Annotated in this window: 1 protein-coding gene; it reads left to right on the top strand. The window is 63.5% G+C overall.

Annotated elements, in window-relative coordinates; translation table 11 throughout:
• Positions 1-301: 301 nt before the first annotated feature.
• Positions 302-1,102, top strand: coding sequence for a hypothetical protein (locus tag GY937_02120; protein MCP5055501.1), 801 nt, complete (start codon positions 302-304; stop codon positions 1,100-1,102).
• Positions 1,103-1,926 lie beyond the last annotated feature (824 nt).

Here is a 1,926-nt window from a genome sequence, read left to right as displayed (position 1 = left end):
TCCGGTCGAGCCGGGAGGGCGTTCGCCCTGGGTCAAGGACCTTTCGACCCGGAAGATCTGAATCGGAATCCGGAACGGCGGGCTGCGTCGCCCCCCGGCCAAATGATCAGATTTCTACGCTTCTGAGTGAGCGTCTACACCAATACCAAGCGCCCCGAGCTTCACCGCCGTGATCTGGCTCCCAGCAAGTTCTCGCCGCGGCATCGCCTAACTCGTTACACTTCAGCATCGGGACACAGCCAGGGGTGCAGGCCCCGCAGCCGGAACTCCAAGCATCTGGCCCTTCCGAAGGAGACCCTCGATGTGCTCGCGGAACCTCATCTTGGTTGCGATCGTGTTCCTGGTCGCTGCGCTCGGCTGCTCGGCACCTCAACCCACCCCGCCCGAGGTTGAGGCGGAGTTCAGGGAGCTGCTCGAGACCACGGACCAAGATCGCCCGGGTGCATCCATCGCGCGCCTCACCGAGTTCATGGCGAAGAACGAGAAGTTCGACGTCGTCAGCGAGGTGAAAAACGAGATCGAAGAACTGCGATCTCTGACGGACGGCCGCTACCACACGGCGCGGGAGCTCGCGCGGAAGGGCGACTTCGATCGCGCCGAGGGCATGCTGAAGGATCTCGCGACGCACTTCCCGGAGCAACCGGACGGCGAGAGTGCGAAACAGCATCTCGAGTTCGACTTCTACCACGGCAAGGCCCAGTGGCTGATGGTGCGCCAACGATGGGAGGAAAGTGGCGAGGTGGCTCGCCCGCTGCTCGGGCGAGACCTGACCCGCGCGCAGCGAGAGGAAGTGGAGGCGATCCTCGATGGCGCCAGCCACGTCGGTGCCGCGTACTCCCAGGCCACGCGGGCGCAGGCGCGAGCGGCGTGCCATCACCTCACGATGCTTCTGGAGATGATGCTTGCCGAAGAAGGTCGGCTCCCGGCGCGGCTTTCCCTATCCGACGTGCAGGAATGGGATCCGGTTGGCAGTCGCTCGATCCTCCGCGCACTCTCTGCGATCGAAGGCTACGAGCAGAAAGACGGCCGTTATTCGTTCACGGCGTTGAGCGCAGCGAAGGAGCATCGCATCCGCGTCGTCGACGGTGTCATCGAGGAATAGTTCGCCGGCGTGGCCATCGGCGCGGGCCAGAGACTGAGAGCGCGCGACCCATTGCGGGATTGGCGTCTGCAGCATCTGAGGTCGCCGCCTGTGTTGGGGAATCCCGAGCTGACCCTCAGGCTACGAGAAAGAGGGTCATTCGCAGCTTCCCGCCTAACCACTTCGTTTGGATGGCACTCCGGGAGGGGTTCGAACCCTCGACCCCCAGGTTCGAAGCCTGATGCTCTCTCTCAAGCGTTTGCGATTGACGTCGCCAGCGACGTCAATCGGACTCGTCCCGACCCCTTTTGTGCGGTTCCGGTCCGACGCAACTCACCGAAGTTGCTGAAATCACAGGACTTCCGTCCCGTTTTCAAGACCGCTGCCTTCAACCACTCGGCCACCTCTCCCTGCGGAATGATCAGCGAGTTCAGTCAGTTGGGGGAGCAGCGGAATCGACCCGCGGGTGTGACGTCGCCGTCCGATCATCCCGAACAATCTACTCCCTGCACCAGCAGCTCCGGGCCGGGGTCCGCTCATCCGGAAGCCGCTTCGATCGGACGAATCTCCAGTGCAACGGAACCCGGACGTGCGAGAGCCGGCTGCCCCCCAGGAGCAGCGTCCCCACCACTACCACGCAGCGGAACGACCCGTAGTCCGCGTCGAACTAGCGATCCGACACCACGGCCTTCGGTCGCTCCGCCCCTAACAGGGTGCTGAAATTTGGTGCCGGTTGGCGCCAGAAAGGCCGAAAGCGGGGGTTTCGATGGCGCTCTGTGCTTGGCTTCCGGTTTCCTCTGCCAAGGATCCCAAGATCGCTTGCTGAGTAGCAAGGGAGTCACGTC

It is taken from the genome of bacterium (assembly GCA_024228115.1).
Classification (GTDB): Bacteria; Myxococcota_A; UBA9160; order UBA9160; family UBA6930.
The sequence above is the reverse complement of the archived record's forward strand: the minus strand, read 5'-3'. Positions and strand labels throughout refer to the sequence as shown.

Coding starts and splice junctions, on each gene's coding strand:
- GY937_02120 (MCP5055501.1), top strand. CDS start 302: ATGTGCTCGCGGAACCTCATCTTGGTTGCGATCGTGTTCCTGGTCGCT.